The sequence below is a fragment of the Actinoplanes sp. NBC_00393 genome, from assembly GCF_036053395.1.
Taxonomy (GTDB): domain Bacteria; phylum Actinomycetota; class Actinomycetes; order Mycobacteriales; family Micromonosporaceae; genus Actinoplanes.
Genome location: NZ_CP107942.1, coordinates 918,241 through 944,746 on the forward strand (window position 1 = coordinate 918,241; position 26,506 = coordinate 944,746).

At 70.9% G+C, this 26,506-nt stretch carries 18 protein-coding genes; 6 read left to right on the plus strand and 12 right to left on the minus strand.

Features of this window, described 5'->3' with window-relative positions:
- Nucleotides 1-373 precede the first annotated feature (373 nt).
- From OHA21_RS04095 to OHA21_RS04105, 3 genes are all read right to left on the minus strand, one after another.
- Nucleotides 374-1,609, minus strand: coding sequence for a styrene monooxygenase/indole monooxygenase family protein (locus OHA21_RS04095; protein WP_328470273.1), 1,236 nt, complete (start codon nt 1,607-1,609; stop codon nt 374-376).
- Between the two features lie 1,335 nt (nt 1,610-2,944).
- On the minus strand, nt 2,945-4,129 hold the full coding sequence (locus tag OHA21_RS04100) for a metallophosphoesterase (RefSeq protein ID WP_328470275.1): 1,185 nt from the start codon (nt 4,127-4,129) through the stop codon (nt 2,945-2,947).
- 831 nt (nt 4,130-4,960) lie between these two features.
- Entirely contained in the window at nt 4,961-5,590 is a 630-nt protein-coding gene (locus OHA21_RS04105; RefSeq protein ID WP_442875061.1) for a nucleoside/nucleotide kinase family protein, read from the minus strand.
- A gap of 101 nt (nt 5,591-5,691) precedes the next feature.
- On the opposite strand from OHA21_RS04105, the gene OHA21_RS04110 reads away from it, so the two are divergent.
- Nucleotides 5,692-6,663, plus strand: coding sequence for a ScyD/ScyE family protein (locus OHA21_RS04110; RefSeq protein ID WP_328470278.1), 972 nt, complete (start codon nt 5,692-5,694; stop codon nt 6,661-6,663).
- Nucleotide 6,664: 1 nt separating this feature from the next.
- On the opposite strand, the gene OHA21_RS04115 is transcribed toward OHA21_RS04110, so the two are convergent.
- The gene (locus tag OHA21_RS04115; protein ID WP_328470280.1) at nt 6,665-7,327 is read right to left on the minus strand and encodes a hypothetical protein; all 663 of its coding nucleotides are present in this window, start codon (nt 7,325-7,327) and stop codon (nt 6,665-6,667) included.
- A 257-nt stretch (nt 7,328-7,584) separates the two neighbouring features.
- Here OHA21_RS04115 and OHA21_RS04120 point away from each other — a divergent pair, with 257 nt between their 5' ends.
- Nucleotides 7,585-8,415 (plus strand): polysaccharide deacetylase family protein, encoded by an 831-nt coding sequence (locus tag OHA21_RS04120; RefSeq protein ID WP_328470282.1) that lies wholly within the window; start codon nt 7,585-7,587, stop codon nt 8,413-8,415.
- Nucleotides 8,412-9,482: a glycoside hydrolase family 26 protein gene (locus OHA21_RS04125; RefSeq protein WP_328470284.1), complete on the plus strand. Its 1,071-nt coding sequence runs from the start codon at nt 8,412-8,414 to the stop codon at nt 9,480-9,482. Before OHA21_RS04120 ends, OHA21_RS04125 begins: the two co-directional genes overlap by 4 nt.
- A gap of 27 nt (nt 9,483-9,509) precedes the next feature.
- Here the strand turns inward: OHA21_RS04125 and OHA21_RS04130 are convergent, their stop codons facing one another.
- The 6 genes from OHA21_RS04130 to OHA21_RS04155 form a co-directional block, all read right to left on the minus strand.
- Entirely contained in the window at nt 9,510-10,736 is a 1,227-nt protein-coding gene (locus OHA21_RS04130) for a glycoside hydrolase family 26 protein (RefSeq protein WP_328470286.1), read from the minus strand.
- Between the two features lie 29 nt (nt 10,737-10,765).
- Nucleotides 10,766-11,590 (minus strand): DUF1616 domain-containing protein, encoded by an 825-nt coding sequence (locus tag OHA21_RS04135; protein ID WP_328470287.1) that lies wholly within the window; start codon nt 11,588-11,590, stop codon nt 10,766-10,768.
- On the minus strand, nt 11,587-13,827 hold the full coding sequence (locus OHA21_RS04140) for a hypothetical protein (RefSeq protein ID WP_328470288.1): 2,241 nt from the start codon (nt 13,825-13,827) through the stop codon (nt 11,587-11,589). The genes OHA21_RS04135 and OHA21_RS04140 overlap by 4 nt, the downstream gene beginning before the upstream one ends.
- A gap of 2,030 nt (nt 13,828-15,857) precedes the next feature.
- Nucleotides 15,858-17,198: a glycosyltransferase gene (locus OHA21_RS04145; RefSeq protein ID WP_328470290.1), complete on the minus strand. Its 1,341-nt coding sequence runs from the start codon at nt 17,196-17,198 to the stop codon at nt 15,858-15,860.
- Complete coding sequence (locus OHA21_RS04150) at nt 17,195-18,163, minus strand: glycosyltransferase family 2 protein (RefSeq protein WP_328470293.1); 969 nt, start codon at nt 18,161-18,163, stop codon at nt 17,195-17,197. The genes OHA21_RS04145 and OHA21_RS04150 overlap by 4 nt, the downstream gene beginning before the upstream one ends.
- Nucleotides 18,164-18,263: 100 nt before the next feature.
- The gene (locus tag OHA21_RS04155; RefSeq protein ID WP_442875062.1) at nt 18,264-19,454 is read right to left on the minus strand and encodes a glycosyltransferase family 2 protein; all 1,191 of its coding nucleotides are present in this window, start codon (nt 19,452-19,454) and stop codon (nt 18,264-18,266) included.
- A gap of 778 nt (nt 19,455-20,232) precedes the next feature.
- Between OHA21_RS04155 and OHA21_RS04160 the strand changes: the two genes are divergently transcribed.
- From OHA21_RS04160 to OHA21_RS04170, 3 genes are all read left to right on the plus strand, one after another.
- Complete coding sequence (locus OHA21_RS04160; RefSeq protein WP_328470296.1) at nt 20,233-21,168, plus strand: sulfotransferase family protein; 936 nt, start codon at nt 20,233-20,235, stop codon at nt 21,166-21,168.
- A 67-nt stretch (nt 21,169-21,235) separates the two neighbouring features.
- Nucleotides 21,236-22,147, plus strand: coding sequence for a hypothetical protein (locus OHA21_RS04165; RefSeq protein WP_328470298.1), 912 nt, complete (start codon nt 21,236-21,238; stop codon nt 22,145-22,147).
- Between the two features lie 613 nt (nt 22,148-22,760).
- The gene (locus OHA21_RS04170) at nt 22,761-23,717 is read left to right on the plus strand and encodes a serine/threonine-protein kinase (RefSeq protein ID WP_328470300.1); all 957 of its coding nucleotides are present in this window, start codon (nt 22,761-22,763) and stop codon (nt 23,715-23,717) included.
- A gap of 223 nt (nt 23,718-23,940) precedes the next feature.
- Here OHA21_RS04170 and OHA21_RS04175 read toward each other — a convergent pair whose 3' ends face one another.
- Nucleotides 23,941-24,819 carry a universal stress protein gene (locus OHA21_RS04175; protein ID WP_328470302.1) on the minus strand — a complete coding sequence of 293 codons (879 nt, stop codon included), beginning with the start codon at nt 24,817-24,819 and terminating at the stop codon, nt 23,941-23,943.
- Nucleotides 24,816-26,339 (minus strand): amino acid permease, encoded by a 1,524-nt coding sequence (locus tag OHA21_RS04180; RefSeq protein ID WP_328470304.1) that lies wholly within the window; start codon nt 26,337-26,339, stop codon nt 24,816-24,818. Before OHA21_RS04180 ends, OHA21_RS04175 begins: the two co-directional genes overlap by 4 nt.
- Nucleotides 26,340-26,506: the final 167 nt, after the last annotated feature.

A 26,506-nucleotide genomic window follows, 5' to 3' on the forward strand; every position in this document is an offset into this window, starting at 1 on the left:
CCGACCTGTGCCGTCCGCTCACGGCGCTTCCCGCCGAGCCTTCCGGCCCACCCGCCGTCGCCGGGGCCCACCTGCCCTCGCCCGGGGCTCACCCGCCCTCGCCGGGACCCCACCTGCCCTCGCCGGGCCAGGCCAACCCTCGCCGGGCCCGGCCAACCCTCGCCGGGCCCGGCCCACCTATCCGCCTGCCCCCGCCCGGCCTTCTCCTACCCGTCCGCTTGGCCCCGGCCGGCTTTTCCGGTTCGTCCTGACGTCTCCCCGTGCTCAAGCCCGGCGGACGCGTTGCGGGCCCGGACCGGCTGCGCGGCCGCGTGGAGAAGCGGGGACGGGTCGGCTTCGGCGGGACGGCGCGTTCCCGTACCCCTCAGCGGTTCTATGAAATGCCGAGATCAGCCAGGTAGCCGGCCGCCTTCCGCGGATCGAGGAACCAATTGCCGAGATCGTTCGGGTCGGCGAAGCCGGCCGCGAAGCGCCGCGCGATCCCTTCGTGGCCGGCCGCGGCGCCGAGCAGTTGCTGTACGTGCGGCGGCAGCGGTTGCAACATCGCATTGGTCCAGCTGGTGACCGCCCGGCCGTGCGCTGTCCAGAACGTCTCGAACGTCCCTGTCATCCACTCTTCGTCGAAGGACCGGTTCCCGCGTTCGAGGATGGCCCGCAAGTAGTGCTGGGCGGCCTTGGCGGCGGTGTTGGCGCCCTGCCCGGTGATCGGGTCGTTGGAGATCACCACGTCGCCGATGCCGAGCGCGAGCCCACCGTCGGGCAGGTGCGCCACCGGGCGGCGCACCGTCGGCGTGAATCGTCCCTGCAGGGTGGCGCGGTCGCCGGCCAGCTGCACGCCGGCGCACCGCTCGTGGAACCACGGCAGGTATTCCTTGATCAGGCGGAGGGTGATTTCGAGGTGTTCGCCCGGATCGCGCCGGCCGCCGAACACGTCCAGCGGCCCGCCCGGCACGGCCTCCCAGAAGAGGATGTCGCAGGCGCCGGTCGCGGTCAGCGCCGGGATGGCGAAGAGTTCGCCGAGGCCGGGCAGGGCGAGGAACTCCACATGCGGCTCCGGCCAGGCCGGATCCGGCTTCAACCCGGTGGTGTACGCGACAGCCAGCCCTCGTTGCGGCTCGGCGTACACGGATCGGTCCGCGTCCCGCTCGAACGCCCCGACCAGCTCACCCCGGCCGGCCGCGACCACGGTGAGCTCGTGCTCGCGGCCCAGCTCGTCCAGCTCGGCCGGCGCCACCTCGCGGTGGATCACCTCGATGCCGTTCTCGGCCGCCCTGGTGAGCCAGCCGGACATCTTGATCCGCTGGTCGACGGACCGTGCCGGTTTCTCGAGCGGCGCACGGATGTCGAGCGCAAGCGTCCCGGGCGGCGCCGAAAGCCCCATATGCAGCCCGGCGATCGGCGGGGCGTCCTGCTCCCAGTGATTGAGGCGGTAGGCCCGCTCGGTGTCCAGCGCCGGCTCGAACATGGCTTGGGTCGAGGTAGGCCACCCCTCCCGGATCTCCGCCGGCGTCCGAGCCGACACGATGGTCACCTGATACCCCTCGGCGCGCAGGCCGAGCCCAAGCTGGAGCCCAGCCTGCCCGGCCCCGACGATGAGAATGTCGCGCAAGTCCTCCGCCTTCCGGTGCGTCGCTTTTGAACCGCTCGCACCGTACACAGCAGACGATCACCTCCGAGAGCGACCACACCGACGTCTCACCCTCAGGCGTCCCCTCCCGCCGCGCCCGTGCCGCGGCTCGCGCCCGTGCCGCGGCTTGCGTCCGTGCTGTGGCTTGCGTCCGTGCCGTGGCTTGCGTCCGTGCCGTGGCTTGCGTCCGTGCCGTGGCTTGCGCTCGCGCTGTGGCTTTGCGCCCGCGCTTGTGGTCGCGCCCTCCTCCGCGGCAACGCCGCTTCGGCAACCCTGGGAGGGCCGAGCGTCCGCTGCGTGGGTGGCTGTCATTCAGTGTTGCTTCGGCGCGCGGGATGGGACGTTGGGCGTCAGCCAGGGTGCCGGGCTGTCGTTGGGTGTTGCTTCGGTTGGTGGGAAGGGACGTTGGGCGTCAGCCAAGGGCGGCGGGCTGTCCCCTGGTGCTGCTTCGATGGCGTTGAAGGGACGCTCTGCGACTGCGTGGGTGGCTGTCATTCAGTGTTGCTTCGGCGCGCGGGATGGGACGTTGGGCGTCAACCAGGGTACCGGGCTGTCGTTGGGTGTTGCTTCGGTTGGTGGGAAGGGACGTTGGGCGTCAGCCAAGGGCGGCGGGCTGTCCCCTGGGGCTGCTCCGATGGCGTTGAAGGGACGCTCTGCGACAGTTGGGTGACCTGCTCGCAATTCGTGCGGTTGGCGGAGGTTGTCACGGTCCTGGGTGACAGCCGGGATGGGCGCCTGGCTGGCACTTGGCTGGCAACCATGGTCGGCGGCCGGATTGAGGCCGATTCGATGCCGGTCCGGGGTGGCCTGGTGCCGCGTTGCTCTGCGGACATCGGCAGTGGCCTTGTGCAGCAGGCGATGGCCCCTGTGGACGCCGACAGAAGACCCCGCGGACGCAGCCGGAAGGTCTCGCGGACACAGACAGAAGGTCCCGTGGAAGCCGGAGGTAGACACCCGCAGAGGCTGGAGGTAAGCCCTCGTGGACGCCCGGAGGTAGGCCCCGCGGAAGTCGCCAGAATGCGCTACGACGGTCGGCAGGCGGCCTGGCGTGAAGAGGCTGGCCGGGCTAGCGTCTGCTCGGCCGTCGGTCAGGTGGGGAGCGCAGGGTCAGGCGTGTTACGGCCGTCGGTCAGGCAGGGAGCGCAGGGTCAGGCGTGTTGCGGCCGTCGGTCAGGCAGGGAGCGCAGGGTCAGGCGTGTTGCGGCCGTCGGTCAGGCAGGGAGCGCAGGGTCAGGCGCGTTGCGGCCGTCGGTCAGGCGGGGAGGGCACGGCGAGGTGCGTTGCGGCCGGTGGGAACTGGCGGCGGGGAGGAGCAGGTCAGGGGGTGGCGGGGCTGCGCAGGGTGAGGAGCGTGATTTCGCTGGGGGCGAAGATGCGGAACGGTGGGCCCCAGAAGCCGGTGCCGCGGCTGGTGTAGAGCTGGGTGCGGTCGGAATGGCGGGACAAGCCCTGCAGGACCGGCTGGTCGATGCGGACCAGGTAGTGGAAGGGCCACATCTGGCCGCCGTGGGTGTGGCCGGACAACTGGAGGTCGACGCCGTGGGCGACGGCGCCGGTGATCTGCTGGGGCTGGTGGGCCAGCAGCAGCACCGGCAGGGCGGGGTCGGCGCCGGACAGGGCGGCCTCGTGGTCGGCGTGGTGGCCGGGGAGGCCGGAGCCGGCGGCGGTGCGGTCGTCGACGCCGGCGACGATCAGGGAGTCGCCGTTGCGGGTGACGACCAGGTGGCGGTTGTGCAGGGCGTCCCAGCCGAGTGAGGTCATGTGCTCGACCCAGCCGAGGGCTCCGCTGAAGTACTCATGGTTGCCGGTCACGTAGACCCGGGCGAAGCGGGCGCGGACGTCGGCGAGTGGGGAGGACTGGCTGATCCGCTGCTCGACCTGGCCGTCGGCGATGTCGCCGGTGTGCGCCACGATGTCTGGCTCGAGGGAGTTGACGACGTCGACGACGCCGCGGGACCAGCGGGAGCGGTCGATCGGACCGTAGTGCGTGTCGGTGATCAGCACGACCCGCAGGCCGTCGAGGCCGGGACCGAGGCGTGGCAGCACGACGTCGATCCGGCGGACGCGGGAGACGCGCATCGCTTCCGCGTACCCCCAAGTCAGCAGGAGTGCCGAGATCAGCAGGACCACTGCGGTGACCACCCGCGAGCGGACGGGATCGGCAACGCCGAACAGCGCGAGCGCCAGGCCGAAGGCCTGGCCGATGATCGACCAGGTGAAGAGCACCCAGACGACACCCAGCGTGGTGTCGGCGATCCGGGAAGCGGCATCGCTGTGCCCGCCGTGGCCGCGGAACATGAGCACCGGGAAGCTTGCCGCGACCAGCACGAAGACCGCGGTGGCCGCGGCGAACACGGGTGTTGGCCAGGCATTGCCGGACCACGCGAGCGTCGCCCACGGCACGCCGAACAGCAGCAGCAAGATCACCGTAATCAGCACGCCGAACGTCGCGCGCGGCGCACGCCTGCGCGGTCTCGCCTCGACCGCCTCACCCACTGACATGAGCGCAAGCATGCCACTCAGGTATGACAAAAACGCGCGACCGGAGGCTGGAGTTCTCCCGGATCGAGGTCCGGGTGTCGGCCTGCGCCTGCATTACGACAAGCCGAATGCAATCGCGACAAGACGAAGAACTGGCGAGCGGGCTGCGGTGCGCGTCGGCAGATCGGTGGGTGACAGCGCCAACGTGCGGCCGGCACCGGTATTTCGGACTCGTTGATCACTCAGCCGCGCACCAGTGCTGCCTGCTGTGCGGTGAGAGGGCAGCACCGCACGGCTGGGTGATCAACCGAGCGCCGGATCGGGCCTTGGCCGCGCGGCAGTGCTGTCACCCGGGGCGGCACCGCATCTCGCCCCGTCCGCAGCCCTGGGGTCAAGCCGGTCGGTGGCGATGGCGCCAGCCGTCTTGCTGCAGAGTTGCGCTACAAGAGGGTCCGGAAGACATAAGGCACAGCCGGGCCCCGATTTTCGGCCTTTTTGATCATCCGGCTGGGAGTTGTGCACCTTTCCATCCGGTTGAGGCAGCCAGAGCTCACAGCTGGAGCCGCGATCGGGCCTTGTGGATCAGCCGAGCTGGGAGTTACGGCTGCTCTGTTGATCGACTAACAGTTAGACCGTCGCTTGCGCGGGTGGGAAACGACCGTGAGCGCCAGCCGGGCTGGTTTGGCGGGGCGGACGACCTCGGCCCGAGGATCTGTTCGCACGGGACCGGGCGGGCGCGCCCGGGAGCCGCCTGGCTCGCGCGAGAAGCGCAGGGGCGGAAGGCGGAAGGCCAAGCGGAGCGGAAGCGGAAGCGAAAGGGGAAGCGGAGGCCCAAGCGGAAGCGGAAGCTTCCTAGACGATCAGATCGGCCCGGTCACGGCTCGCGGCGATCAGCACCGCATTGAGCTCATCCGTGCCGCTGGCCCAAGCCTCCGCCGCCTCCGGCGTCTTCCCGAACCGAACATGCCGCTCGATCAGCCGCCGCAACCGTTCCTCCTGCTCGAGGTCGGTGTACCAGACTTCATCCAGCAGTTCCCGAACCCGCTGCCACGGCGGCGAGGAAAGCAGCAGATAGTTGCCCTCAGTGACGATCAGCCGGGCCGCACGGGGTACGCCGATAACCCCGGCGATCGGCTGCTCCAGCACCCGCTCGAAGCCCGGCGCGTAGATCATCTCGTCCCGGTCCGAGCGCAGCCGCCGCAACAGGTTCGCGTAGCCGTACACATCAAAGGTTTCCGGCGCACCTTTGCGTCCTCGCAGGCCGAGCCGGTCAAGCTCGACATCGGCCAGATGAAAGCCGTCCATCGGCACATACGCCACCCAGCCGGCGTCATGTCCCGGCGGCGGCGCGGCAGCCAGCGCAGCAACCAGCTCTTCAGCGAGCGTGGTCTTGCCCGCCCCCGGCGGCCCCGCGATGCCCAGCAATGCCCGCGCCCCACCGGTGTACAGCCCAGCCGCCCGCCGCACCAGTTCGGAGATCACACGCGTCACCGTACCGGGGTCGGATCCCCGACTCCCGGCCCCGCCGAGCCGTGCTGGTGCCGGAACCTGTCCGGGTGCCATCCGATACTCGGGGGAGTCTGATGATCACGCTAGGTTCACTGTGCGCCGCGGTGGCGGGGCTGTTTCTGATCGCCACGCCGGCGTATGCAGCCGAGCCACCACCTCTGCTCACGCTGGCCACCGGCCTGGACAGCCCACGCGGGCTGGCTTTCGGCCCGCACGGCGAGCTCTACGTCGCCGAGGCCGGGCGGGGCGGTGCCGGTCCGTGCCGGTCCGGCCTGGCTTGCGCCGGCCGATCAGGGGCGATAACCCGGATCGCGTACGGCCGACAGCAGCGGATCCTCACCAACCTGCCATCCGTGGCGGCACCGGGCGGCACCGGCGCCGTCGGCCCGTCGGACGTCGCGGCCGGCCCCGGCGGCGGCCTCTACTACACGGTCGGCGCCGACCGGCGTACCCCGTCTCCCGGCGCCCCCGGCCTCTACCGGGACGGGCAGGCGATCACCGCCCAGGCAGCGAACCCGGCCGCCGTGCTCGCCGTCGGCCGCGACCGGCTCCTGGTCGACGCCGGCAGCAACGCGCTGCTGCGAGTCGGCCCGCGCGGCCGGATTCTGACCGTCGCAACGTTCCCACGCCGATCCGTTCCGGCGCCGGCCGGTATCCGCGCCGACCGGATCGCGATGGACCCGGTGCCGTCCTCGGTGGCCCGCGGCCCGGACGGGGCTTTCTACGTGGGTGAGCTGACCGGCTTTCCGTTCCCGCCCGGTCAGGCGCGGATCTGGCGCGTCGAACCGGGCCGCGCGCCCCAGGTGTACGCCTCGGGTCTTACGGCCGTCACCGACCTGGCGTGGGCCTCCGACGGCCGCCTGTACGCGCTCTCCGGCGGCCGGAACGGCGCCTTGCTCCGCGTCTCCGGCCACGGCCCGCACCATGTCGTGGCGTCGGCCGGCCTGACCGCCCCGGGCGGTCTCGCCATCCGCGGCCGGCACGCCTACGTCACGAACTGCGGCGTCTGCCGGGGAACGGGCTCGGTGGTGCGGATCGAGCTGTAGTTCAGGGCCGGACGGAGAGCCCGAGGCGCAGCCCGGCCACCCCGGCGGGGGAGAGCGGGCGGGCGGTGGCCCGGGTGAGGTCGGAGCGGACCTGTGCGGGCAGTTCGTCGCCGAGCGCGCAGAGCACCGGGTAGAGGTCGAGCACCTGCCGGTGGCTGAGCGCGCCGGCGCCGATGAGCAGGCCGTTCAGCGCGGTCGGGCTCTGTGAGAGTTCGGTGCAGAGGCCCTGGCGCCACTTCGGGTCGTGGACGTGCTCGGCGAACTCCCGGGCGATCCGGTTGCCGGCCGGGGCGCGCAGGCCGCCGAGGCCGGTCTGCCGGAAGCGGGCGACGGACGGGGCGAGGCGGCAGGCGATGCCGAGCCGGCGGGCGAGCTGCGGGACGGTCAGCACGTCGAGGCCGGACGCGCACCGTTCGCAGAGACGTTCGTACGTCTTGGCGTGCACCACCGACGCCGGCCGCTGGCAGGCGCCGTCCAGCCCGCAGATGGGGTCGAGGATGACCTCGGTGAGGGTGCCCTCGTGGTCGAACCGGCCGACCGCGAAGTAGGTCGCCGGGGCGGTGCGGTAGTGGGCCAGGGCGGCGCGGGCGCTGACGTAGCCGTCTGGGTCGACGCCGATGCGGGGCACACCGTCCTCGGTGTGCAGCTGGATGAGGCGGAACATGGTGCGCGCTCCCGGGGTAGAGCGGTTCGGTGTCGTCCTTCGGTACGTCTCCGATGCGACAAAAGTTCAGCGATGACGCTAAGTAACTGAACGGTGACCGCGTTTGCGCTGGTAGGAGATCTGAAGGCAGTCGAAGATTACTCGTTGTAGTTTGGGTTGGCCAGAGGCGCGCACCACGATCCACACCATGCGAACGGAGGAGTCAGACCGATTGCTGTGGTTGATACAGTTCCCGGCCAGTGGAACCGTGTTAGTACTTGGAGGACTTGGTGACCGACGCGGCGACGCCGGCTTGGACCACACTGCCGGCGCTGATGTATCACTCGGTCTCCACCGTCGGTGGGCCACTGCGTGATCTGGCCGTCCCACCGGAACGGCTTGCGGAACAACTGCACGCGCTCACCGCTGCCGGCTACCGGCTCGTCGGTCTCACCGAGGCCCTCGACCGGCTCAGCACGGGCAGCACCGAGAAGATGGTCGCGGTGACCTTCGACGACGGCTACCGGGACTTCGTGACCGCCGGTGTGCCCGCGCTGCAGGCCGCCGGAGCCGGCGCCACGCTGTACGCGTCGGTCGGCCACCTCGGCGCCGGCCAAGCGAACTGGCTGGGCGAGTGGGCCCCGGCGTTCGGCCCGATGATGAGCTGGGATGAGCTGGCCGAGGTGGCCACCGTGCCGGGCATCGAGATCGGCAACCACAGCCTGATCCACCACCCGCTCGACGTGCTGGCCCCGGGCGAGCTGCGCGACCAGGTGGTGAGCAGCCACGACCAGCTGGAGCAGCGCCTGCAGCTGAAGGTGCGCTCGTTCGCGTACCCGCACGGGTACAACAGCCGTCTGGTGCGGGACGTGGTCGCGGCCTCCGGGCACGACAACGCGACCGAGGTCGGCTATCGCCTCCACACGCCGAGTGAGCGCCGGTTCGCCGTACCCCGCTTCCAGCCGACGCCGGACCACACCGGCGCCGACCTGGTCGCCCTCGTCGAGGGCGCCGGTTCCCAGCTGGTTCCGCAGCTGAAGCGGCTGGCCCAGCCGGGCTGGCGGATGGTCCGCAAGATGGCACGCAAAGCAGGCCGGAACCTGACATGAGCAAGTCGCACCGCCGGGACACCCCGGTCAGCCGTCGCGGGCTGCTCGGCCTCGCCGCGCTCGCCGCCCTGCCGGTCGCCGGTTTCGGCTACAGCCAGATGAAATCGGACGGCACGCCGTCCGGGACCTCCGCGACCAAGGGCCCCGGCAAAACTCCGGTCTCCGAGCCGTCGGCCGCCCCGACGCCGGAGCCGTTCGCCCAGGCCAAGCCGGGGGAGAAGCTGGGCGGGACGGTCCCGTTCGTGCCCGGCAAGGCGCTGTTCGGCTCCTACCTGGGGCTGGACGGGCTGGAGTACGCCGAGGCGCTCGCGCTGCGCAAGAAGCAGCTGGGCCGTGACCAGCGCATCGTGCACGTCTTCTACGCGTGGCGCGACAATCTGCCGTCGTCGATCCCGTACCTGCCCAAGGGCGCCATCCCGATGGTGTCCTGGCGCGGGCCGAAGCACGAGACGATCCTCAGCGGCGAGTCCGACAGCTACATCGCGGCCTCCGCCCGGCACCTGCGCGACCTGGGCCGGCCCACCATGCTGCGCTGGGGCTGGGAGATGAACGGCGACTGGTATGCGTGGGGCGGCTTCAAGAACAATCAGAACGCCCAGGGCTACGTCGACTGCTACCAGCACCTGTGGAAGATCTTCCAGAAGCAGGGCGCCGACAACGTCTCCTGGGTGTGGAGCCCGAACTGGAACAGCGCGCCGACCGAGGCGTGGAACCGGATGGAGGCCTACTACCCCGGCGACGAGTTCGTCGACTGGGTGGGCGTCTCCGGCTACAACCTCCACAAGGAGGACCCGGCCACCCTGTTCGACCCGGTCTACCAGAAGTACTCGCCGAGCAAGCCGCTGATCATCACCGAGATCGGTTCGGTGGACCGCGGCGGCACCAGCAAGGCCGACTGGATCACCGCGTTCACGAAGTACATCGAGCAGCGGCCGGCGTTCGGCGGGGTGACCTGGTTCGACACCGACACGCACCCGAGCTACCCGGAGCGGTGGCGCATCGACACCGATCCGGCGTCGACGGCGGCGTACCGGGCGATGGCGAGGAACCCCCGGTTCGGCGGCTGACGCCGGACCGGGGGGTTCCCCCTTTGTTCAGGACTTGTAGAGCGAGCGGTACACGTCCGACGAGCCGCTGGTGTCGGCCTTGCAGTTCGTGTCGTTAGGCCGCAGGATGCTCGACTGGTTCGTCCGGCCGTCGCAGCGCTGGAAGTACGCCTCGTACGCCAGGTACGGGGCGTGCTCGGCGAACCACCCGTGCATCCACTCGATGAACGGCGGGTTGTCCTTCTTCGCGTCGCTGAACGGCATCACGCCCCACTCGCCGACCGAGAACAGCTTGCCGTGCTGCCGGGCGAAGGAGAACAGCCAGTTCAGCCCGTCCTGCCGGTCGGCGGTGGCGTCGAAGTCGGCCTTGGCCGGCGACCACGGCCAGTGGTCGTAGTTGTCGATGCCGATGATGTCGACGTACTCGTCACCCGGGTAGCAGCTGGTGGTCAGCCCGCCGCAGAGCTCGTCCGGCGTGTTGTGCGCGTTGATCGTCCAGTCCAGGACGACCTCCGGGTTCGTCGACCGGATGGCGTCGGCCGCGCGCCGGTAGCAGGCGATGTAGTCCTTGGTGTCCAGGGCTCGCCAGCCCATCGACTCCTCGTTCATCTCCCAGCCCAGGCGGATCACCGAGTCGCCGCGCCCGTGCCGCACCATCAGCGAGCCGAAGTCGCGCCAGTGCTGGTCGTAGTCGCCGGCCGCGCAGTCGTCCAGCTGGTCCTCGCCCTTGTTGGGCACCAGGCCCTGGGAGACCACGAGGACCCCGTCGAAGCCGCTGAAGAAGTCGAAGGTCCAGCCGGTTCCGCGGGTCATCGACTCGTAGCTGGTGCGGTCGGTGTAGGTCTGCGTCACGTTGCACGCGCGGCCGCGGGCCTTGCAGAACGACTCGACCGATGCGGTGTTCAGGATCGGGAAGCCGTTGACGCCGGACAGGCCGTACTTCCCGGGCCAGCTGCCCGCCTCACGGGGCAGCGAGAACTGCACCCGGGCCGAGCGCTTCCCGGCCTTCGTCTTGGCCGCGGCCACCGCTTCGGCGACCGGCATCAGCGTCGGTACGGGCGCCGGCGGCACCGCGGACGGCGAGGCGGGCGCCGCAATCGAGGGGGTGGGACTCACCGTCGCTGCCGCGGCGGACGGTTGCGGGGCAGCGGTCTCGGTGTCCGAATCACCGCCGAGCCGGGTCGCGAGGGCTACCCCGGCCGCCAGTACGACGGCGCCGGCGGCAGCGAGCAGGGCACGTCCCCGCCGGGAACGGGTGCGGTCAGATGGTGGCACGTCGGCCATACGAATTTTCTCCAGGGACTTTACTGAGCGACAGCGATGATCACGGTACGGAACGCGGCCGACTCACCGGAGCGGAAGAGATCCATGGTGATCCGCTCCTCACCCGGAACACTGACCCGCCCGGTCCACGAGCCGTCGTCGTCGGGGGTCAGGTTGTGCTCGCTGAGCTCCGTCCCCGCGGTGCCGGTCAGCACGAGCCGGTACGGCCCGCCCGCCGAGTCCAGCCCGGTCGCGCTGACCTGCACGGACCGGTTGCCGTCGGGGTTCACCGGCCCGGGCGGGGCAGCCGACAGAGTGGTGACCGTGGCGTCGTACGTCTCCACCGAGTCGTTGAACGACCACCAGCCGATCCCGGCGAGCAGCAGCACCGACAGGGTCAGCGGCACCACGTCGCGGAAGAGACGGCGACGGGAGAGCCGCGGGAACCCCTTCTTGCCGGGCTTCGGCGTGGGCCCGGCAGCCGTGGAGATCCGGGTGGCCGACTCCACCGAGGCGGCGGCCGGCGTGATCCGGTTGCGGGTCACCGCCACCCCGGTCGCGATCAGGGTGACCGCGGCGGCGATCGACAGCCAGCCGGCCTGGTTCAGCGAGCCCCCGATGGCCCACAGGCCGAGACCGCCGAGCACCAGCACGGCCAGGCTCAGCGCCGGGATCAGGATGAGCCGCTCCACCACGCCGATGTCCTGCCGGGCGGGCCGGAAGATCGCCTCGGTCAGCGCGAAGCCGGGCAGCATGAACGCCAGCAGCAGGCCGCCGGGCACCGAGACCGCCAGCGGCCCGGCCAGCACCGCGGCCCCGGACGCGACGGTCACTGCGGCGAGGGCACCGGCGCGGGCGGCGTTCACGAGGCTCCGATCTGGTAGATCCGGACATGGCCGTTGTCGTAGAGCCGGGAGATCGTGCTCACCCGGTCGAACTTGGTCAGCTGCGAGTCCGGGATCGGCTCGGTGATCCGGCCGGCCATCGGGTCGTTCTGGAAGTACGCGTCGTTCGACGGCAGATCGTCGCCGAGCCGGTCGTCGACGACCAGGTAGGAGAGGCCCACCCCGGCAGCCAGGTCGTCCTCCTCGGCGGTCCACTGGCTGGCGTAGAACAGCGCGCCGACCTCACGGACCGGGTCCATCCGCCCGTACGTCGACGACAGCGCCACCGCGGTGATGTCACCACCGACGCGGGTGCCGTGCGGCAGCGTCGCGGCCTGCCAGAAGGCGGCGTCGACCCCGAACTCGTCCACCGAGCGCTCGTAGGCGGCCGGCAGATAGGGGCCGGGCAGCAGGGCGGACACCGGCGGCCAGCCACCGGTCCGGGCGCCGATCATCAGTACGGTGATCAGCGCCGTACCGAGATAGACCTGCCCGGCGAGACGGCGGCCGGTGGTGACCGACAGACCGGGCGGCGGCGCCGACAGCCAGCGGCGGCCGTTCTCGTCCTTCGGCGGGATGAGCTGCACCGCGTACACGATCGCGATCGCCGCGATGATCGACATCGGGACGTAGGTGAAGGTGGAGAGCCGGCCCGCGATCTCCGGGCCGCCGGAGCCCAGGAACCGGGCGCCGTTGCCGGCGAAGAACACGCCGCCACCGACCAGCGCGGCCCAGCGCCAGGCGTCCCGGTCCTTGCGGAGCAGCATGTCCCGGGCCACTGCCAGGAACAAGATCAACAGACCGAGAAGACCCGCACCCTGTACGGCGAGCTGCACGAGCGGCACCGGCGGGGTGACCGTGGCCTCGGCGTCCTCGCCGCCACCGAACATCTGGTTCAGCGAGGCCCGCAGGCTGTCGACCGGGGCCTCCAGATAGGCGATGACGTCGGTCGCCACGAACCCGATCCAGGCCGCCACGATCGCGCCCGCGATGAACGGCAGGCCCAGCGTGGCCCACGGCCGCGGCTTCTCCAGGAACACCTCGGTGAGGGCGAGCAGGCCCAGCGTGGCGACCAGCGCGAACGCGGTGACGTGGTGGCTGACCGTGGTCATCGCGATGCCGACCAGCGCGATCGCGATGAACTTGCGGCCACCGCCGGTCCGCCAGCGCCGGTGCGCCCAGACGGCGAGCATGAAGAACGGGAGCGCGGCCGTCTGGTACAGGAACATGGAGTTGAAGAACAGGTAGTGCATGGCCGTCGCGTACGTCACACACGCCACACCGGCCATCGCCGGCGAATTGCTGCCGCGCAGCACGGCCGCGAACAGGATGCCGACGAAGATCAGGTGGGCGACGCCGGCCACGATGGTTCCGGCCGCGGTCACCGACAGGCCGGTGAGCTGGGAGACCGAGGCGCCCATCTCGGCAAGACCGGGGAAATGTACGGCCGGAGGCAGCGCCTGGTTGGGCCGGAACAGATCACCGGACTCGGTGATCAGGGTCGTGGCCATCCAGTGCTGGAGCTCGTCGGGGAACCGGAACTGGTCCGGGCTGTACATCCACTTGAGCATGTACTGGTTCGCCGCCAGGCCCATCACCAGCAGGAACGACTCGGCGACCCCGGCGAGCCGGCTGAGCAGCCGGAACACCACCGGGGTGAAGACGATGATCTGGCCGATCCAGTACGCGGTCATCGCCCAGGTGGACTCGTGGCGGCCGCCGCCGTACGCCAGCGCGACCAGAACCACGCCGAGGCTGGAGATGGCGAGCACCCAGGGCGCGTAGCCCAGATCGAGCGGCCCGGTGGGCTTCGGCTCCGGTTTCGGCTCGGCCGGGATCCGAATGACAACGGTGTCCTCGCCGACCGAACCCCGCTCGACCGTGGCCCGGCCGGCGACCTTCGGCTTCTTCGGCGTCTGCGGCAGCCGGATGATGACGGTGTCGTCGGTCCCCGGCCGCTTGCGGTTCGGATCCCCGCCGGTCTTCGGCTTCGCGGTACCGGGCAGCCGGATGATGACGGTGTCGTCACCGACCGGCTTCTTACGCGGGGCGTCCTTCTTCGGCGGACTCCCCGGCAGCCGGATGATCACGGTGTCGTCACCGACCGGCCGCTTCCGGCCGGACTTGTCCGCCGGCTTGAGATCCCCGATCTTGCTGATCACCACGGTGTCATCAGCCGCCGGCTTCTTCGGCGCCGCCTGCGGCAGCCGCATCAGCACGGTGTCATCGATGTCCGGCTTCTTCTTCGTCTCTCCGGACAGCCGGATGACAACGGTCTCCTCACCGACCGACTTGGCCTGCCCAGGCTTGCCCTGCTCAGCGTTGGCCTGCCCAGGCTTGGTCTGCCCAGGCTTGCCCTGCTCAGCGTTGGCCGGCCCAGGCTTGCCCTGCTCAGCCTTGGCCTGCCCGGGCCTGCCCTGCTCAGCCTTGGCCGGCGGCGCGGAGGCGGAGGCTTTGGCAGCGGGCGGCGCCGGCGGTTGCGCAGCCTTGCCAGCGCCCGCAGACGGCGCCGCAGCCCGGCCCGACCCCCCACCTTGCGGCGCGGATGGCGCAGCACCCCTAGCGGGCGGCGCAGATTGCGGCGCGGATGACGCAGCACCCCTAGCGGGCGGCGCAGATTGCGGCGCGGATGGCGCGGCACCCTTAGAGGGTGGCGTTGACTGCGGCGCGGATGACGCAGCACCCCTAGCGGGCGGCGCTGACTGCGGCGCGGATGGCGCGGCACCCTTAGCGGGCGGCGCTGACTGCGGCGCGGATGGCGCGGCACCCTTAGCGGGTTGTGCGGCCGATCCCGCGGGTGGCGCTGATGGCACCGCGGCTTTCGCAGTGGCTTTCGCAGGCGGCGCCGACTGCGGCGCGGCCGCCGCAGCCTTCGCGGGAGGTGCGGGTGGCGCGGACTTCGCCTGCGGGGCAGACGTCCCCGGCGCTCCCGGAATCACGTGCGGGATCACCGGCACAGCGGGCGCGGGCGAACCCGGCGGCCCGGGCCTCGCCGGAGAAGCCGGCGGACTTTGCGGAGCCGGGGGAGCGGCCGCCGCGGCCTGCGGCACCTTGACAGACGCAACAGCCTTGGCCGGCGTCGCCTGCCCCGGCTTGCCCTGCACGGCAGACGACCCCGGCGTCACCTGCGGAATGGCCGCACCCGGCGTGCCAGGCCGTGCTTGGTTCGCCGGCGGCGCCGATGAGGGCTGCGGGCCGGAAGTACCAGGCCGCGCTTGGCTTGCGGAGGACGCCGAGGAGGGCTGCGGGCCTGCTGTGCCGGGCCGTGTCTGGTTGGCCGGGGGCGCCGAGGAAGGCTGCGGGCCTGCTGTGCCCGGCCGTGTCTGGTTGGCCGGGGGCGCCGAGGAAGGCTGCGGAGCAGGCGCAGCGGGTCCCGCAGGCTTGGCCGGAGGAGTGGGCGCGGCGGGCCGGGCCGGCGGTGTAGGAGCCTGCGCGAGGCTGGTCGGGCGCGCCGGGGAAGTGTCCGGGGAGGCGGGCTGGGCCACCTTCACGGAGCCCACGGCCTTGACCGGAGGCACCGGCGGTCCGGGCTTGGCGTGCGGGGCCGCCGGTGTCGGCGGTCCCGGCTGGGCTTGCGAGGCTGCCGCCGGAGCAGGTGCGGCAGGCGGTCCCGGCTTGGGTTGCTGCGTATCGGCGGTGGGCGGTCCAGGCTTGGCCGGCGAACCACCGGAGCCGTTGGAACCAGCGGAACCACTGGAGCCGGCCGATCCAGGCGGCCCAGGCTTGGCCGGCGCGCCGGGCGAACTGAGCGAGCTGGGCGCGCCGGGCGAACTGAGCGAGCTGGGCGCGCCGGGCGAACTGAGCGAGCTGGGCGCGCCGGGCGAACCGGGAGCGCCGGACGAACTGGGCGCGCCGGAACCAGTGGGTTGAGCTGCGGAAACGGGCGGAACCGGAGGCTTGGCCACCGCTTCCTTGCCCGGCTTGTCACGAGCTGTAGCGGCCCCGCCGTCCTCGTCCGGTATCCGGGTGAGAACGACGGTCTCGTCGGGTCGCGGGTCCGCGGCCTTCGCGGTCGCTTCCTCCGGCGTCCGTTTCCGGTCGGACGTCGGCTGGTCCCCCATGAAAAGAGCCTCCACAGCTACTTCGGATCGATCAGGTCAGCGAGGCGGCGCGCACCGTCACCGGGCCGCCCGCCTCGCTCACCCCCGAGTCCGAGGATGCCGTTCGGCGGGCGAAGTCACCCGGTGTGCGGGCCTGCTCGCAACGGTCCGCACCTGCGCGAACAAGCCCCCATCGTACGCCGCCATGATCAGCGGGCGGTTCCCCGGAGCTTGGCCCGGGCGGCACGCCGTCCCCGAAGGTACGCGCGTGGTCCGGCAATCATCCCCCGTCGGTTCGCCGAAAGAAGCTCGCGTGGGAAGTCGTCCTGAAGTGTGGAGACCCGCAGGCTGTCGGAACCGGTCAGATCGCGCAGAGCGGTCGGCGCCAGGGCCATCAGCTTGAAGATCAGGCCCGGCCGGTTCATCAGCAGACTGGTGTACGCGGCCGTCAGCCCCGTCCCGTATCCGACCATCTGCTTGTGCAGGCCCTCGAAGTCGGCCCGGTGGTAGTGGTGGGTCACCGCGGTCGGCTGGTACACGATCGTCCCACCGCTGAGCAGCACCTGGGTGAAGGCGAGGGTGTCCTCCGAGCCCATCGCCGGGGTGCCGGCGCCGAGCGCGTTGTCCCAGCCGCCGATCCGTTCCATCACGCCGGGCCGGAACGTCATGTTCGCGCCGGTGCCGAACGGCGGCAGCGGGTAGAGCGGGCTCTGGAGGTGCGCGGTGTGCGGGCCGAACGTGTCCGGCCGGAACCCGCGGCCCTTGCTGTGCCCGCCGAACTGCTCGAACCAGAGCTGCGCCTTGGTCTCCAGCTCGGCCGGGACGATCACGCCGGAGACCACGTCGGCCTCCGGGTACATCGCCAGCGCCCGGGCCACCTCGGCCAGCCAGTACGGGTCGGCCCGCTCGTCGTCGTCGATCCAGGCCACGATCTGCCCGTGGGTCGCGGCGACCGCCGCGTTGCGGGCGAACGACAGGCCGGCCTTGGGCTCGCGCAGGTACTCGACCGGGCCGCGGCGGGCCGCCGCCCGGACCACCTCGGCGGTGGCGTCGGTCACCGGCGCGTTGTCCACGACGAGGATCCGGAAGACCGGGTACTGCATGGCGAACAGGCTGTCCAGGCAGCGGGCCAGCGCGCCGGGCCGCTCCCGGGTGCAGACCACCACGGTGATCTCCGGCGCGGAGGCCAGGATCGCACGCCGGCTGGCCAGGAACTCCGGCTCGGTGTGCGGGACGTAACCGTGCACCGGGACGGGGGCGCCGCCCAGGCGGGAGCTCACCGCCTCGCCGAGCTCGGTGTCGATCGCCGCGGCCAGCGCGTACGGGGCGAGCCCCTGCTCCGGCACGTCGACCAGCACCGTGCCGAGCGGCTCGGTGAAGAGCCGGACCAGGACGTGGGCCTGCAGAACCCGGCGGCCGTCCGCCGCGATCGCGGCGACCGGCGGCAGCGGCTGGGACAGGTCCAGGTCGAGCACGACCGCGGGGCGGAACCTGCTCTCGTCGTCCAGGTTCGGGGCGCCCGGGAGGGCGCCGTTGACTCCGGTGGTCACTGAGCGGCCTCCGACTCGTTGCGCCGGCCGGCGCGCTTCTTGCTGACGGTTTCCACGACGCCACCGACACCCGCGGCGGCGGCGCCGGCGATGACGCCACCCGCGCGGAGCAGGTGGTCGGCGCCCTTGCCGGTGGCGGCCGCACCCACGTGCTTGACCACGGCCTTCGGCAGCGACCAGATGTAGCTCTTCTCGGCGCCGAGGGCGTCGTTCTTGTTCTCCTCGTGCAGGCTGCCCATCTGGACCTTGCCCCGGCCCTCGGCGTAGCAGCGCTTCACGAAGAACTTGAAGCTGGCCCGCTCGGCGGGCACCTCGTGCTGGATGACCGCGCCCGGCACGTACACCCAATGGCCGTTGTCGGAGACCTCGCTCATGCGCAGGCAGAGGTCGGTGTCCTCGGGCCGGTTGCGGTCGCCGAGCTTGCCGAAGCCGACCCGGAATCCGCCGGCCGCGACGAACACGTCCCGGCGCACGATCATGTTGGCCGACCAGACGTTGCGGATCGGCGCGGTCTCGGTGGGCATGCCGGTGTACGAGCCACCGACCGCCCAGAGGAACTCGCCCGGCATCCACTTCGGGGCGGGGCCCTCCCAGGCCGGCTGGATGAAGCCGCCGGTGCCGATCACCTCGGGGTCGGCGAACGGCTCGATCTGCCGCTCGAGCCAATCCGGCTCGGCGATGATGTCGTCGTCCAGGAAGGCGATCAGCGGGGTCTGGGCGTAGAAGGCGCCGGTGTTGCGGTTGCCGGAGACGCCCTGGGCGTACTCGTTCTGCAGCACCGTGATGCCCGGCAGCTCACGCTTGATCCGGTCGAACATCGCCGGGTTGTGGTCGACGACCACGACGATCTCTTCGGGCTTCTGCGTCTGAGCGTGGGCGCACTCGAGCGTACGGGTGAGGTAGTCCCAGCGCACCTCGGAGTACGTGGGAATGACGATCGTCGTGGGCAGATGGGTGTGGTTCACGAGGGGAGTGCTCCTGTGGGCGGAAGGGGCGCCTGGTGAACTTTTCCAACCTGGCATCGGGCCGGAGCTGCTGCTACGGCCCTGCCAGGTGGGAAGAAGTTCAGTCGTCGAGCGAGGCGCGGCTGCGCAGCTTGCTGATGTCCTGGGTGGGGCCGCTGCCGATGTCGTCGAGCGCGCGGGCCCGCAAGGCGCGCAGGTCCCGGGTGGGGCCCATGCCGAGGTCGTCGAAGGCCGGCTTGCGCAGCTTGTTGATGTCGTCGGTGCGCCGGGTGCCGACCTCGTGCGGGCGGTTGGCCCGGTTGAGCTGGCCGGTGTCGCGGCGCGGGTCGGCCGGGTGCCGGTTCGCCGCGACCGGGTGGGCGGCGACCACGACCGGCGCGGGCGGGTTGACGGCCGGCTCGTAGCCGCGGGGCTCGAGGACCCGGGGGACAGCCGGCGGCGGGGTGACGACCGGGGGCGCCGGGACCGGGTTGGCGGTCGGCAGCTTCAGGCCCTCGACGAACGGGGCGATGCCGGCGCCGCGGCGGCCGCGCATCCGGCCGTACTCACTGAAGATCGTGCGGAGCACCCGGAAGCCGTCGCGGAAGGTGTTCAGGTTGCTCTCGCCGAAGATCCGCTCGTGCTCGGTGCTGCCGACCTCGCCGACCTTCAGCTTCTCCGCGACCGCGCGGATGTTGATCATCGTCTCGATCTCGAAGCCGTCGCCCCACAGCTTGCTGCCGTCGGCCGGCTGGGGGAGCGTGACGTCCGGCAGGTCGAGCGCCGGCACGACGTTGCGCCAGAAGGCGTTGTAGCCGTAGCAGAGGTCGGTGAAGTGCGTCCGGAACAGGACGTTGACCACCATGTTGAGGCCGTCGTTGCCGAGCTTGCGCAGCGCGGTGATGTCGTGGCTGTGACCGCCGTGGCTGAAGCGAGACCCCTTCACAAAGTGGTCGCCGTTGATCAGCTTGTCCACGAAGAGTGGGATCTCGGCCGGGTCGGTGGAGCCGTCGGCGTCGATCATCACGATGATGTCGCCGGTGCAGGCGGCGAAGCCGCAGGCGAGCGCGTTGCCCTTGCCCTTCCGCGTCTGCTGCACGATCACGGCGTCCGGCCGCAGCTCACGAGCCACTTCGACGGTCCGGTCGGTGGAGCCGCCATCGACGACGATCACCTCGGTGATCAGGGACGGGAGCTTCGCGAACACGTGCGGCAGGTTCCGCTCTTCGTTCAGCGTGGGAATCACGACGCTCACGGTCGGTGATTGCGGGCGGTTACTGTCGGTGTTCGTATTCAAGTGCGAAAGCTCCATGTCGGTCCCTTCCGGGGGCGGCAATGCGACTTGTAGCGCGATTTCCCGAAGGTGGGACCGCACAGCCGCTCGCTTCAGGAAAACAACCTAGCAAACGATTACGTAGCGTCAACAGACCATGAGAAAGACTCAAGTCACAGCTGCCATAAAGCTGACAGTTCCAGTATGGAGAAGCAAGTACATCCAGGTCGCTGAGCGCGGACCTAGGCCACATCGTTACCTTGCGTAACGGACATTGGCCATAGCGGTGGATCTCTCGGGAGAGTCTCCCGCGAATATGTAAATGAGTAGTGGATCACTACATAAACGGACAAGATCGGCAAACCGCAGCCGTTACTTTCCGGACGTACGCCTTCACCTAAAGTTAATTTTATGTGTCCCGATGTGACGGTGCGATTGCTGGGCGTAAGACTGATCCACTCGCTACCGTTGACCGGTGGGACGATGTCGCCGAACGCCCGTAGCCTCCTCAGCCGTTCGGCGTTGGTGATGCGATGACGACCGACACCAGGCTGTGCGTTTGTGGGCATTCGCATCGGGCACACGATCATTACCGCGCCGGGACGGACTGCGCGCTCTGCGAGCCGGGCGAGTGCAACCGGTTCCGGAGCGCCGGGCGCTGGTGGCGCCGGCTCCGCGGCCGACGATGGGGGGAAGGCGGCCGTAAGAGATGAGGGGAAGGCGGCCGTAAGAGACGTCCGCCACGTGGTCATCGGGCTGCGAAATCCTAGTGGATCTGTAGGCTAAGTCTCAATTCGAGCAAGCCTAGGGGGAACCGATGGCGCTACCCGACTTCCTCATCGCCGGCGTGCCCAAGGCCGGAACCACGGCGCTGCACGCGGCGCTGACCGGACATCCCGAGCTCTTCCTCCCGTCGGTGAAGGAACCGAAGTTCTTCCTCTCCGACGGGCCGCCACCGGTCGTCGGCGGGCCCGGTGACGTGCAGACCTATCAGGAGCACGTCTGGCGGCAGGACGAGTACGAGGCGCTCTTCGACCCCGCGCCGCCGGGCACGCTTCGCGGCGAGGCCACACCCTTCTATCTGTACGACCTGGCCGCGCACGACCGGATGAAAGCGCTGGTCCCGCACGCGCGGCTGATCATCCTGTTGCGCGACCCGGTGGACCGGGCGCACTCCAACTGGACCCATCTCTGGGTGGCCGGTCTGGAGGAGGAGGCCGACTTCCTGACCGCCTGCCTGGCGGAGGAGGAGCGCAAGGCCGCGAACTGGGCCGACTTCTGGCATTACATCGGCCTGGGCCGGTACGGCCGGCAGCTCGAGCACCTCTATCAGCGCTTCCCTCGTGAGCAGGTGCTTCTGCTACGCTACCGCGACCTCAAGGACAGTCCGGCCGAGACACTGGACCGGGTCTGCTCTTTCCTGGGCGTGCGGACCGGTGTGCTCACCTCGATCCCGAGGGAGAACGTGAACCGGCACTACGTCGAGGACACTCGCGTCAACAAGGTGCTGCGCGGCCTGCTCCGGGCCGGTGGCAACTTCGGGCACCGGTTCCCGGTTCCGCTGCGTCTCGCCGCTCGGGGACCACTGCTCACGCTGCTGCATCGCAAGCGGGGCAACCGCCCGGTGACCACGCCGGAGGAACGCGCCGCCCTGTTGCCGTACTTCGCCGGCGACATCGCCCTTCTCAAGGACGTGACCGGCGAGAACTACGACGACTGGCTGAGCCTCGACCGACACGCCCGGGTCCGGTAAAGCCCACATTTCCGATAGTTCATGCAAACTTGGACGCGTTCCGTCGCCGCAACCACGGGGAGCTGCCTTGACCACTGGAATCACGACCCTGCCACTGCCCGGCTGGGATGACTCCACCGTGGTGGTGGAGCCGCCCGGCTCCGAGCCCGGGGCGTGGTCGGGAGCGCCCAGCTCGGTCATCGCGGACGGGTGGATCTACCTCGCCTACCGGCTGAGGCTGCCGATCGGGGCCGGCCGCGGCATCGCTAACGTCGTGGCCCGCTCCGCCGACGGCCTCACCTTCACGGTGGTGGCCGAGGTGAGCAAGGACGCCTTCGGGGCCGAGTCGCTCGAGCGGCCGGCCCTGGTGCGCACCCCGCAGGGCAAATGGCGGCTGTACGTCAGCGCCGCCACCCCGGGCACCAAGCATTGGCGGGTCGACCTGCTCGAGGCGGACACCCCGGAGGGCCTGGCCACCGCCGTGCCCCGCACCGTGCTGGCCGGCGACGAGACGGTCGGCGTCAAGGACCCGGTGCTGCACCACGACGAGCACGGCTGGCACCTGTGGGCGTCGGTGCACCCCCTGGAGTCCTGGGACGACGCCGACCGGATGACCACCGAGTACGCGACCAGCCCGGACGGCGTGCACTGGACCTGGCGGCGCACCGCGCTGGCCGGCCGCGCCGGCGAGTGGGACGCCCGGGGCGTGCGGATCTCCTCGGTCCGGGTGCAGGGCGACGAGATCATCGCCGCCTACGACGGCCGCGCCACAGCGGGGGAGAACTGGGAGGAGCGCACCGGGACGGCCCGGGGTGAGCGCCTGCCGGACGGCTCCTTCGGCGCGCTCACCGCCGAGGACCGGGAGCCGATCGGCAGCCCGCACCCGCCCTACGGCCTGCGCTATCTGAGCCTGGTCGACTTGCCCGACGGCCGGCAGCGGCTCTACTACGAGTCGACCCGGGCGGACGGCGCGCACGACCTGCGTACCGAACTGGCTTGATCTCCGGCGCTGTCCGGCCACCCCGGCCGGACAGCCGCTGAGAGCGTGATCACCCGAGGTGGGGGCGCTCTGCCCCCGATCTTCCGGATGCCCTAACGTCGATCCCGGCGTCAGGTGCGCGCGGAAACCCGGGCTGCACTGCTGATGGCGGGGCCGGGCCCACAAGGAGCGGTTCCGCCATGCTGACGGTCACTTTCAGTGACCCTTTAGTGGATCTTAAGTAGCGACGGGACGCTACCATGTCGTCCACGAGGTCCGTCTTTACTCACAGTGAGCGCGGAGTCCGTTTCCGGGACCGTTCGGCGCGCTTTTGCAGCGGTAAACCCGCCGGTTACGAAACCGTATTTGGGAGCGTTCCCGAAAACCGCGATTCCAACGCCGGCCGACCACCCGGTAAAGCTTCGACGAATTGACGTCCGCCTCATCCTTTCGGACGATGCCGAGCCCCAATCAACGTCCTGTTCTCACCCGGACATCCGGGCACTGATGCGGCGTCCGCTCTCCACCGGTTCGAGGTACCCCCGGCCCGGGGTCGCGTTTGTGCCCTGGTGCCCTGGGTAACGCCAGGTCCGACAGGTCGAGACTGACCTGCCGGAGGGCGCGAGGAGGCCGCATGCGGACGCTTGGCGGGCGTTATCAACTGGTGAACCGCATCGGACTCGGCGGCATGTCGGAGGTCTGGCGCGGACACGACAAGGTGCTGGACCGGCCGGTCGCGGTGAAGATCATGGCGCCGGCGGTGGAGGGCACCCTCGGCGAGATCGGGGTCGAACTGGTCCGGGCGGAGGCGCGCTCGGCGGCCCGGCTCGCCCATCCCAACGTCGCCGGGGTGCACGACTTCGGCACCTCGCCCGCCCCGGGACGCGACGTCCCGTACATCGTGATGGAACTTGTCGAGGGCCAGACCCTGAGCCGGCACCTCGCCGCCGGCCGGCTGGACTGGCGCATCGGCGTACGCATCTGCGCCGAAGTGGCGGCCGCACTCGCGGCGGCCCACGCCGAGCACGTGGTGCATCGCGACATCAAGCCGGCCAACATCATGCTCACCCCGGCCGGCGCCAAGGTCCTGGACTTCGGCATCGCCGCGGTGGTCGGCTCGCCCGACCCGGATCCGCACGGCCCGGTGATGGGCACGCCGGCCTACATCGCCCCGGAACGCTTCGAGGGCATGCCGGCCACCCCGGCGACCGACATGTTCGCGCTCGGCACGCTGATCTACCACTGCCTCTCCGGCCGGCTGCCGTGGAACGCGCGCACCAACACCGAGCTGGTCCTCGCCGAGCGCTTCGAGGATCCGCAGCCGCTGCCGCACATCGACGGCCTGCCGCCCGAGGTCCTCGATCTCTGCTCGCGCTGCCTGGCGAAGGATCCGGCCGACCGGCCCACCGCGCTGGTGGCCGCGCTGCTGCTGGCCGAGGCGGTGGACGCGCGCGTCTACGTGCCGCTCAGCGATCTCGGCCCGGACCTCCATCGCACGCCCACGGTCTCCGCCTGGGACGAGGCCGCCGCCTCCGCGCCGACCTCCGACGCCTCCGCGATCTCCGAGCGCGTCGGCCGCCACCGAGCCTGACAACCATGATTTGGTACGAGCTACGAAGGAGTACCTCGGCTACCGCGCGAGCCAGGCAGCCGGTCCCGGCCCCAACGCGGCCGCCGGGCTTAAGCAGGTGGTCAACAGGGCTGTTCCAACCCTCGTCGAACAGCCGTGAGAGCCAGCCGGACTAACCGGCCTGGCTGGCTCTGAGGGCTGTTCCGGCGCCGGCCGAACAGCCGGGTTAACCAGCCGCCGAGGGTCAGGCGGCTCGGGGGACTACTACCAGGGGGCGGCAGGCGCGGCGCAGCAGGCGGGTGGAGACGCCGCCGAGCAGGACGCGGCGGGTCGGGCCGTAGCCGCGCGAGCCGCAGAACAGCACGTCGACCTCGCCGAGTTCGGCGAGGGTCTCCACGACGTCGCCGGAGCGGAGCTCCCACTCGACCCGGACGTCCGGGACGCATTCGGCGGCTTTGCGCAGCGCTTCCTCGTACGTCTCCCGGGCTGTGTCCAGAAAAGCCCGCTCAGCGTCGTCGCCCAGCAGGAACGGCACCGCGGCATCGCCGCGTGCCACGACCGTGACCAGCAGCAGCGGGCTGCCGGTCCGCCGGGCCAGCCGGGCCGCCTCGGTGAGCGCGGCACGGCCGTCCGGCGTGTCCACGTAGGCGACGCCGATCCGGCCCACCGCGCCCGGCTCGTTCGGCATCCCGGCCGGCGCGATCGCGACCGGGCAGGGGCTGCCGGCGAGCAGGCGCTCGGCGGTGCTGCCGGCGAACAGCCGGGCGGCCGGCCCGGACGCGCTGGAGCCCACCACGAGCAGCGACGCGTGCACCTGCTCGGCCAGATCGTGCAGGCCGTGCGCGGCCGAGGAGGAGGCGATCGTCCGGTACTCGGCGCCGGGCGGGTCGCCGAGCGTGCTGCGGGCGCCGGCCAGCACCTCCTCGGCTACCCGGTGCCGGTCGGCGATCCACTCGGCGTCCACCCGGCCGGAGCCGAGAGCCGACGGAGCCGGGTGGACCACCGCGACGGTCAGCGGGACCTCCAGGAGCTCCGCCGCCCAGCGGCCCAGGGCGAGCGCGTCCGCGGCGGCGGCGCCCCGGTCGACGCCGACGACGACCGGCCCGGCTGCCGGCGCCGTCATGACGGGCCTCCGTCACCGCGGCGGTCGGTGCCGTCGCCGGGGCGCGGGTCCTCCTCCGGGCGGGACTCCGGCCGGGTGAAGTCGCTGCCGGACGGCACCGGGTCGGCGGCCGCCTGGCGCAGGCGGGAGTGCCGGTAGCCGTAGGCGGCGTAGATCAGCAGGCCGAGCGCGAGCCAGCCGAGGAATCGGATCCAGGTGTCGAACGGCAGGTCGGCCATCAGGTAGACGGCGAAGGCGATACCGATCAGCGGGAGCAGGGGCGACCACGGCACCCGGTACGGCCGGGGCATGTCCGGGCGGGTCCGGCGCAGGACGATCACGCCGATGTTGACCAGCACGAAGGCGAACAGGGTGCCGATGTTCACCAGTTCCACGATGGTGCCGAGGGGAACCAGCGCGGCGAGCACCGAGATCAGCAGGCCGAGGACGATGGTGAGCCGGGCCGGCGTGCCGTACCGCTGGTTGACCGCGGCCAGCCGGCGCGGCATCAGGCCGTCCCGGCACATGGCGAAGAAGATCCGGGTCTGGCCGTAGAAGATCACCAGGACCACGCTGGTGATCGCGACCACCGCGCCGAGCGCCAGGATCGCCGCCGCCCAGCTCATCCCGGCGCCCTCCTCGAGCGCGGCGGCCAGCGGCGCGTCACTGCCGGACAGCTGGTCGGGGGTGGCGATGCCGATCGCGCCGGCGACCGTCAGCACGTAGAAGACGGTGCAGATCAGCAGCGAGCCGAGGATGGCCTTGGGCAGGTCCTTGGCCGGGTTGCGGGCCTCCTCGCTGCCGGTGGAGACCGCGTCGAACCCGATGTAGGCGAAGAAGATGATCGCCGCGGCCGCGGTCACCCCGTCCACACCGGCCGGGGCGAACGGCGAGAAGTTACCGGTGCTGAAGTTCGCGAACGCCACCACGATGAAGAAGATCAGCACGGCCAGCTTCACGACGACCATGATCAGGTTGACCCGTACGCTTTCGGTCACGCCGCGGACCAGCAGGAACGTGATCGCCAGCACGATGAAGACGGCCGGCAGGTTGAACACGCCGCCGTCCTCCGGCGAGGTCGCGATCGCGTCCGGCAGCGCGACGCCGAACGCCGAGTCCAGGAACGCGTTGAGGTTGCCGCCCCAGCCGACCGCGATCGCGGCCACCGAAACCCCGTACTCCAGGATCAGGTCCCAGCCGATGATCCAGGCGACCAGCTCGCCGAGGGTCGCGTACGCGTACGTGTACGCGCTGCCGGAGACCGGGATCGACGAGGCCAGCTCGGCGTAGGAGAGCGCGGAGAACGCACACGCCACCGCCGCCAGCACGAACGACAGGATGACGGCCGGCCCGGCGATCGCCGCGCCCTCACCGATCACCACGAAGATGCCGGTGCCGATGATCGCGCCGACGCCCATCGCGGTCAGGTGTGTGGAGCTGACCGCGCGTTTGAGCTCGGTGCCCTGCTCATGTGTCTCGGTGACCAGCGATCCGACGTCCCGGACCGCGAACACTCCCGGTCGCCGCTGTGGACCAGCCATGGCGCGCCTCCCCCCCGGGGCGGCCGCGTCGCCGCCGTCCTGACACCGTGGCCGAGGCGCGCGCCGGCCCGCAAGATGATCGGCGCGATGCGCCGATTCCGCCCGCCCGAGTTGCCGAAGCGGCCGTTCGGTGGTTCAGGTGGGGCGAAAACTCGTTCGGCGTACGC

Coding starts and splice junctions, on each gene's coding strand:
- OHA21_RS04125 (WP_328470284.1), top strand. CDS start 8,412: ATGAGCAAGTCGCACCGCCGGGACACCCCGGTCAGCCGTCGCGGGCTG.
- OHA21_RS04175 (WP_328470302.1), bottom strand. CDS start 24,819: ATGACGGCGCCGGCAGCCGGGCCGGTCGTCGTCGGCGTCGACCGGGGC.
- OHA21_RS04160 (WP_328470296.1), top strand. CDS start 20,233: ATGGCGCTACCCGACTTCCTCATCGCCGGCGTGCCCAAGGCCGGAACC.
- OHA21_RS04180 (WP_328470304.1), bottom strand. CDS start 26,339: ATGGCTGGTCCACAGCGGCGACCGGGAGTGTTCGCGGTCCGGGACGTC.
- OHA21_RS04110 (WP_328470278.1), top strand. CDS start 5,692: ATGATCACGCTAGGTTCACTGTGCGCCGCGGTGGCGGGGCTGTTTCTG.
- OHA21_RS04100 (WP_328470275.1), bottom strand. CDS start 4,129: ATGTCAGTGGGTGAGGCGGTCGAGGCGAGACCGCGCAGGCGTGCGCCG.
- OHA21_RS04115 (WP_328470280.1), bottom strand. CDS start 7,327: ATGTTCCGCCTCATCCAGCTGCACACCGAGGACGGTGTGCCCCGCATC.
- OHA21_RS04170 (WP_328470300.1), top strand. CDS start 22,761: ATGCGGACGCTTGGCGGGCGTTATCAACTGGTGAACCGCATCGGACTC.
- OHA21_RS04155 (WP_442875062.1), bottom strand. CDS start 19,454: ATGGAGCTTTCGCACTTGAATACGAACACCGACAGTAACCGCCCGCAA.